The organism is Streptomyces sp. AC627_RSS907, assembly GCF_019049165.1.
The window spans coordinates 1-833 of sequence record NZ_JAGMUE010000639.1; the positions used below are offsets into that span (position 1 = coordinate 1).

Below are 833 nucleotides of genomic sequence, written 5' to 3' on the forward strand. Positions count from 1 at the left end.
GGCTGTGCCTGGTGCTGTCCCTGAACTGGTTCTGGCACCTGCGGGATCACCGCGCCGATCTGCGCACCTGGGCGGCGGCCGTGGCGGAGCTGGGGCCCAACCCGTTCCAGGCGCCCGTCACGCCGGCGCCGCCGCTGCTGGCGCGGGCCACCGACGCGCCGCCGCCCATGCCGCCCGACCAACTGTGGGAGGCGCGGCGCAGCGTGCGTCTCATCGGGCTCGCCCTCCTGGAGGGTGATCTGCGCGGGCTCGAAGACCCCGCTTCGCGGGGAGAGTTGCGAGGCGTGGTCGCGGCGTACCGGCCGGGTCTGCCGCAGACCTGCCGGCTGCCGGGCCTGCTGTGGTTCATCGCGCCGCTGGTCGTCGGCGACTCCACGAGCCTGCGCGAGATCGTCGACGCCTCCGTGCGGGTCGGCCGGGAGATCGGCGACCCGTGGGAGTTGGCGTTCATGCTGCAACTGAGGGCCAAGGTGCTCGCCGCCCAGCACTTCGACCCCACGGGCCTGGACCGGGACATCGGCGAGAGCCTGGAGATCTTCGCGCGGCTCGGCGACTCGTGGGGCGCGGCCGAGGCGCTGTCCGGCCGTGGCGCGGCGCGCGAGGAGCGCGGCGAGTACGCGGCGGCGACCGACGACTACCAGGAGGCGATCGGCTACGCCGAGCGGCTCGGCGCGCAGACACAGGTGTGGCTGCTGCGGGCGCGGCTCGCCGGCGTGATGATCAAACGCGCCGCGAGCCCGCGGGAGACCGAGCAGGGCGTGCAGATGCTCATCCAGATCATGACCGATGGCCAGCGCATGAACACCGAGGCCGTGTCGTACGCGCGCCTGCAC

The 833-nt window shown here is 73.7% G+C and carries 1 protein-coding gene; it reads left to right on the forward strand.

The window, feature by feature from the left end:
- A partial coding sequence (locus KUM32_RS37545) for a tetratricopeptide repeat protein (protein ID WP_217146318.1) occupies positions 1 to 833 on the forward strand: 833 nt, incomplete at both ends.